Source organism: Mesorhizobium sp. M4A.F.Ca.ET.020.02.1.1 (genome assembly GCF_004022645.1).
GTDB lineage: Bacteria > Pseudomonadota > Alphaproteobacteria > Rhizobiales > Rhizobiaceae > Mesorhizobium.
Genome location: NZ_RZOI01000333.1, coordinates 1 through 6,404 on the forward strand (window position 1 = coordinate 1; position 6,404 = coordinate 6,404).

Consider the following 6,404-nt stretch of genomic DNA (forward strand, 5'->3'; position numbering starts at 1 on the left):
AGGATTGCGCTCGGTGTGCGCTTCGGTCGCCGACACGAGCAGGCTCAGTTCTTCAGCACCATGACCGGTCGTGAAATCCGCCAGCGCACGCTCGACCGCTTTCCTGTTCGGACAAGTGGCCTTGAAATACACATTCGGGCGCCGGCGAATGCCCCTCAGCACTTCGGAGGCATCGGCGAAAGCGGAGACCTGAGCAGGATGACTATAGCTGGTTGCTTCGATGCGGGAAAATCCGGCCTCGGCCACGGTGTCTATGATCCCGATCTTTGCCTGCGTGCTTATCGAGGCAGTCTCATGCTGCAGGCCATCCCTGGCAAAGCACTCACAGATCACGACCGCGGGGTTCATGCGCTATCTCGCTCTCATTGGGGCAGTGAAGCCAGCGTGCGGCCGAGCGTCTCGGCAAGCTGATCGGCATTTTCACGCGAGAAGACCATCGGCGGCCTTATCTTGAGCAGATTGCGCTGACGCCCGGTTATGCCGACCAGCACGCCGCGATGCTTCAGATCCTCGATGATCGCCCGAGCCGTTTCCGGTGCGGCCTCGGAGCCATCGCGGTCCTTGACGATTTCGACACCGACGAACAGGCCGGTGCCGCGAACGTCGGCGATGCGTCTGTCGCCCGACATGAGGGACTTCAGGTTGGCACGCAGATAGGCGCCTACGTCCGAAGCGTTCTGCTGCAAGCCTTCGTCGCGCAGGACGTCGAGCACGGCGAGACCCGCAGCCGCCACGACCTGGTTGCCGCCGAAGGTGTTGAAATAGCGCTCGCTCCTGAGAAAGCCTTCGACCAGCCGGCGGCTGGTGGCGACGACCGCCAGAGGCAGGCCATTGCCCATCGGCTTTCCCATCGTGACGATGTCGGGTGTGATCCCCGCATGCTGGAAGCCCCAGAAATGCGTCCCCGTACGGCCGAGGGCAGACTGCACCTCGTCCGCGACGATCAGACCTCCGGCCTTGCGCACCTCAGCCATCGCCGGCTGCAGATAACCGGCAGGCGTGTTGTAGAGCCCGTCGCTTGCAAAGACCGGGCAGACGTACAGTGCCGCGGGTCTATGTCCGCGGCTCGCGAGATCGCTGATGGCCTGCCGGTAGTGCCTGGCATATTCATCCGCCGTCTCCTGGAGGCCCGGATCGCTGGTTTCCCGGGATTCTGGCGCCGGCACGGTGGCGATCCAGCTCTGCCGGCGCTCGGGCGGGATGGTCGATGTATCGAGCGCCCCGATGATCGTCGAGTTGCCGTGGAAAGCGGAGCGCGTCGCGAGGGCGCCATCCGCTCCGGTATTCGCCGCGGCGATGCGCCAGGCAAGCTCATTGGCCTCGGTGCCGGAGCAGACGAACATGCAGACCTCGAACGGCTTCGGCAAGGTGGCGACCAGCCGCTCCGCATAGTCCACGATCAGATCGCTCGGGTAACGGGTGTTGGAGTTGAAGGTCGCGAGCTGGCGGCTTGCCGCCTCGACGACCCGCGAATGGCAGTGACCGACATGCGGAACATTGTTGTAGGCGTCGAGGTAGCGCTTCCCGTCGCTGTCCGTCACCCACACGCCCTCGCCGCGAACCGGCAGGAACGGCGTTCTGTAGAACTCCTTGTAGATAGGGCCTAGGAAGCGGTCCCGGCGTTCCATGAGCGCGTCATACATCCAATTGATCCTTGTCCTAAATTCGTGTCAGTGCCGCGCAGCCTCGGCGAGGCAGTCTTGAGCTTTCCGCTCATCGAGCGCGTCGCAACGCGCGAGCGCAGCCCAGCCGAGCTTGCTGATGTCGTTTCGGTAGGAGGTAGTAGCTGCGGGCTTGGTCTTGCTGCGCCAGGCAACGATCAATTCCCGTGTGGCCAGCCTCGACTGAACCAGGACCGGCAGGACGGCGATCTCCTCGTCCCGCAAAGGCAGCGTTTTGGCATAGCCTGCGACGATCTCCCGCATGACCGACAAAACGTCTTCTTCGCGATAGAGCTGATGGGCCGCTGCAATGGCGACTTCGGCCACCAGGATAGTGCGGACCATGTCGCCGAAATCGATGAGCCCCGAAACGTCACCATCCCGGTCGATGAGGATGTTGTTCTGATTGAGGTCATTGTGGATGACCTGCCGGCGCAATGCAGGCATGCGCGGGGCGACAACCCTGCTGAACCGCTCGAAAACCCGTTCGGCCAGCGCTCTTTGACTACCGTTCTCGACAAATCCAAGCTTCCCGCTGAGAGCGGAGAAGTGAACAAGATCCCATATCAGCGACCGCTCCGCCGCCGGATGCGCGTAGTCGGCAAGCGCGACATCGAGCCTGGCGCTCAGCTCTCCGAGCTTCGTGCGCTGGGCAGGCGTAGCCCGGTGACCGATCACCGGCTCGCCAGCCAAGTAGCTCAAGACGCGCAGCAGGTAAGGCCGGCCATTCCGTTCGAGCGGCACGATCACGCGGCCATCCAGTGCGGGGACGACGCGGGGAACCGGCAACGATGGATCGCGCGAGGCCAGATGGATCAGAGCCGCGTTCTGGAACGCGATCTCGTCATAGGTATCCGCGATCCCCGAAATCTTGCAAACGAAAGTACGACCGTCCGAAGCGTCGACCCTGAAATTCAGATCGCGTTCGCCGCTGATGCGTGCAAGCGAGCCCTGGATGCCGAAGTGCTGGTGCAGCGCTGAGGCAAGATCCTCGGCTTGGAAGTCCGGCAGCGGCGCGGACAAGACCTTGTCGAGTGATGAGGCAGCGGCTTCCGTCATGATGTGTTCCTGCTTCGGCCTGCCACGCACCACTCAAATGCCGCTCCATTCGACACGACAGCACGGACCTGCGCCCAGGTACCTCCGATCGCTCGCCGGACTGCAAATGTTCAAGCGCCCTGTCGCCTTTTATTGGTTGCCTTTGTGAACTATATCGTTCACTCAGTCAACCATATTTTGAAGGCGAGCTATTCCTCGTCCAGTTGATCGAGGTCCGACTGGCTGGCCAACTGCTTGAGGTCTTGGAAATAATCCGAACTGGTGCGGATGACGCGCCGCATGAGCTCGATCAGCATCAGCCGTTCGGCGTTGGTGAGCGAGGACAGCATCTGCTCGTTTCGATCGAAAGAGTCGTCGAGCACCTGTTCTGAAAGCGCGAGGCCTTCAGGGCTAAGACGCAACAGAATGCTGCGGCCATCTTCCGGGTTCGCGGTCTTCTGGATATAACCCCTGTCGATCAGTCCCGATACAGTGCGACTCATCTGACTCTTGAGCAGGCCGCTGTGCTTGGCCAGTTCTTGCAACGGCACCGTGCCCAGGTATTTCAGGACGGCCAGGGCGCGCCACTCCCGGGTGGTCACACCGTATTTCGGCCGAATCGACAAGGTTGCGATGCGCGTCGACAGACCGGCCAGCCGCTGGAGCTCGAATGAAAACAAATCCCTGATGTCCGGCGCAGGATCCTCATCCAGGGATCGGTTCGCGCGAACGGCGCGATCTTGCCCGGCCGGCGATCTCGCCCCCGCCTCACTCCGCGAATGGACGGAAGCCGCCCTCCCCTGTTTTGATCTGTACATGATTGGCCCTTACGAAGCTGGTGCAGGAGATGGACTTGGGTCGAAATTTAGTTGACAACGTAAACCAGATAGTTCATTTCATCAACCAGATTGCCATGACCCCGGCGTCTTGTCGATCTTGCGCACGCGAAGCCACGGAGAAGGGCCGGCGTGTCGGAACAGCTCAATCAAAAGGGAGAACACCATGCATTTGAGGCGATTTGCATTTGCGGGCCTGATTGGAACGGCCGCAATTTGCGCAGCGTCGAGCGCATTCGCAAACGATACGCTCACTGTCGCCGGCCTCGGCGGCAACCTGCAGAAAGATCTGAGTGCTACCTTGTGGCAGCCTGCCGCGGCGGGCGCCGGAGTGTCGATTTCGGAGGAGACGCAGGACGGTATCGCGGCCGTGCGTGTTCAGGTGCAATCGGGCAGCCCGACCTGGGATGTCGTGCATCTCGGCGCCGACGAATGCGCCGTCGGCAGTAAGGAGGGCCTTTTCGAGCCGCTCGACTACAACGTCGTCAAGTCGGACGGCTTCGACAAGAAGGCCTATGACAAGGATTGGATCGCGACGAATACCTATTCGGTCGTGCTTGCCTGGCGCACCGACGTCTACAAGGACAAGCATCCGGCAAGCTGGAAGGATTTCTGGGACGTCAAGGCGTTTCCCGGCCGGCGCGCGCTCAGCGCCTATCCTCAGGAGATGATGGAAATCACCTTGCTCGGCGCTGGCGTGGCGAAGGATGCCCTCTACCCGCTGGATACGAAGCTTGCGCTCGAGCGGTTGAAGGAGATCAAACCGAACATCTCCGTGTGGTGGTCGTCAGGCGCCCAGTCGGCACAGATCCTGAAGGACAAGGAAGTCGACATGATGGCCATCTGGGGAAGCCGTGTCGCCTCGGTCATCAAGGATGGGGCGCCTGTGGAATTCACCTATGAGGACGGCCTTCTCGGCTATGGGTGCATGGCGATCCTCAAGGGCTCCAAGAATGTCGCCGCGGCGCAGAAGTTCATCGCTGGGGTGGCGTCGCCGGAAATTCAGGCGCGCATTCCCGAGATGATGCCGTATTACGGGCCTTCCAACAGCCTGGCCTTCAAAGTCGGCAAGTTTTCACCCGAGGTGCTGGCGAAATCCAATATGTCGCCGGACAACGTCGCCAAGCAGACGCCGATCGACACGAACTGGTGGCGTGACAACAGTGAGTTGGTACGCGAAGACTATAGCCTCCTGATGTCCAACTAAGGGCTCTGGCAGGAGGAATGACATGACGTCGGGCGCCGTATCCATACGAAATGTCTCGAAGGCATTCGGTGCGTTCAGGGCGCTCGACGACGTGTCGCTCGATATCAAGCCCGGTGAATTCCTGACCTTGCTCGGACCTTCCGGCTCGGGCAAGACGACACTGCTCAACGTCATTGCCGGTTTCGAACGCCCAGACAATGGCAGCCTGATGGTGGACGGCGTCGAGTTCATCACCAGGCCTCCCCACAAGCGCGACCTGGGCATGGTCTTCCAGAACTACGCGCTGTTTCCGCACATGGACGTTTTCAACAATGTCGCCTACCCGCTGAAGCTGCGCCGTCGCGAAGTCGCCGACATTCGTGAACGCGTCAAGCAAGCGCTCGACGTCGTGCAGATGGCGCATCTGTCCGCGCGCCGCATCACCGAATTGTCCGGTGGCCAGAAGCAGCGCGTCGCGCTGGCGCGCGCCATCGTCTTCGAGCCGAAGCTGCTCTTGATGGACGAGCCCCTTTCGGCTCTCGACAAGAACCTGCGCGAGCATATGCAGATCGAGCTGAAGCGCCTTCACGACAGGCTGGGGATGACGACGGTCTACGTCACCCATGACCAGCAGGAAGCTTTGACAATGTCGAACCGCATCGCGGTGCTGCGCAACGGCAGGATCGTGCAGCTCGACACGCCGACAAACATCTACGACCGGCCCAATTGTCACTTCGTGGCCAGCTTCATGGGCGAGACGAAGATGCTGCCCGTCAGCAAGACCAGCAACGGATATGAATTGGCCGGACGCCGGCTGAAACTGGCGCAGCCGCCCTCCCCACTAGACGAGCAATGGCTGATGATCAGGCCGGAGCGTCTCGGCTGGCAGGGTGATGACGAGCGCGACAACCGCATCGAAGGCCTGGTTGTCGACGTCGTCTATCGCGGCGACAGCCATTCCATTTCTCTGAAGCTGCCGGGCGACCATGAAATATCGATCCGCCGCGCACCGACCGAGAGCAAGCCTCTGCCGGAGCCCGGACAGACGCTTACTTTGTGGCTGAGGCCGGAAGCGAGCGTGCTGGTGCGGGAAACCTCGCCGTGAGCGCGGCAGCCTACGAACTCCCATCGATCAACGTCGAGCTGCTTGGCGCTGATGAGCGTCGTCACAGGTTCGCGATGTTCGGGCTGTCCGTGCCTGCCCTCCTGCTCGTTGCCCTTGTGCTGCTGGCTCCGTTTTCCTGGCTGACCTGGCTGTCCCTCTTCAACGCTTCCGGAGCCCTGTCGTCAGAGAACTATGCCCGCCTGCTGCGACCCGCTTACATCAACAGCTTCCTCAGCACGCTCGAAGTGTCCGCGCTGGTCACCGGCATATGTGTCCTGCTCGGCTACCCCGTTGCCTACCTGCTTTCGCAACTGTCCCAACGGGCCGCGCAAATCCTGCTGGTGTTCATCATTCTGCCCTTCTGGACGTCCGTTCTGGTCAGGACATACGCCTGGCTCGTTCTCTTGCAGCGCGAGGGCATCATCAACACCTGGCTGAAGCAGCTCGGGTTGATCAGCGACTCCTTGCCGCTGGTGAACAACTTGACCGGCACCGTCATCGGCATGGTGCATGTCATGCTACCCTTCCTGATATTGCCGCTCTATTCCTCGATGCGCGCCATCGATCCGGTCTATCTC

The 6,404-nt window shown here is 61.2% G+C and carries 6 protein-coding genes and 1 pseudogene; 3 read left to right on the plus strand and 4 right to left on the minus strand.

All coding sequences use genetic code 11. The features are described 5' to 3' along the window. From EN742_RS20080 to EN742_RS20095, 4 genes and pseudogenes are all read right to left on the minus strand, one after another. Positions 1 to 348 (minus strand): annotated as a pseudogene (locus EN742_RS20080) (hydroxymethylglutaryl-CoA lyase); the annotation flags it as partial. A gap of 14 nt (positions 349 to 362) precedes the next feature. Then, positions 363 to 1,643 (minus strand): aspartate aminotransferase family protein, encoded by a 1,281-nt coding sequence (locus EN742_RS20085; RefSeq protein WP_210214469.1) that lies wholly within the window; start codon positions 1,641 to 1,643, stop codon positions 363 to 365. 27 nt (positions 1,644 to 1,670) lie between these two features. After that, positions 1,671 to 2,720: a phosphotransferase gene (locus EN742_RS20090; RefSeq protein WP_128333188.1), complete on the minus strand. Its 1,050-nt coding sequence runs from the start codon at positions 2,718 to 2,720 to the stop codon at positions 1,671 to 1,673. A 188-nt stretch (positions 2,721 to 2,908) separates the two neighbouring features. Continuing rightward, positions 2,909 to 3,379, minus strand: a complete 471-nt coding sequence (locus EN742_RS20095) for a MarR family transcriptional regulator (RefSeq protein WP_189375481.1) — start codon at positions 3,377 to 3,379, stop codon at positions 2,909 to 2,911. Positions 3,380 to 3,866: 487 nt separating this feature from the next. Between EN742_RS20095 and EN742_RS20100 the strand changes: the two genes are divergently transcribed. The 3 genes from EN742_RS20100 to EN742_RS20110 form a co-directional block, all read left to right on the plus strand. Beyond that, on the plus strand, positions 3,867 to 4,742 hold the full coding sequence (locus tag EN742_RS20100; RefSeq protein WP_189375484.1) for an ABC transporter substrate-binding protein: 876 nt from the start codon (positions 3,867 to 3,869) through the stop codon (positions 4,740 to 4,742). 22 nt (positions 4,743 to 4,764) lie between these two features. Beyond that, positions 4,765 to 5,826 carry an ABC transporter ATP-binding protein gene (locus EN742_RS20105; RefSeq protein ID WP_128333191.1) on the plus strand — a complete coding sequence of 354 codons (1,062 nt, stop codon included), beginning with the start codon at positions 4,765 to 4,767 and terminating at the stop codon, positions 5,824 to 5,826. After that, on the plus strand, positions 5,823 to 6,404 hold a 582-nt coding region (locus tag EN742_RS20110; protein ID WP_148670165.1), incomplete at its 3' end, for an ABC transporter permease. The genes EN742_RS20105 and EN742_RS20110, both read left to right, overlap by 4 nt.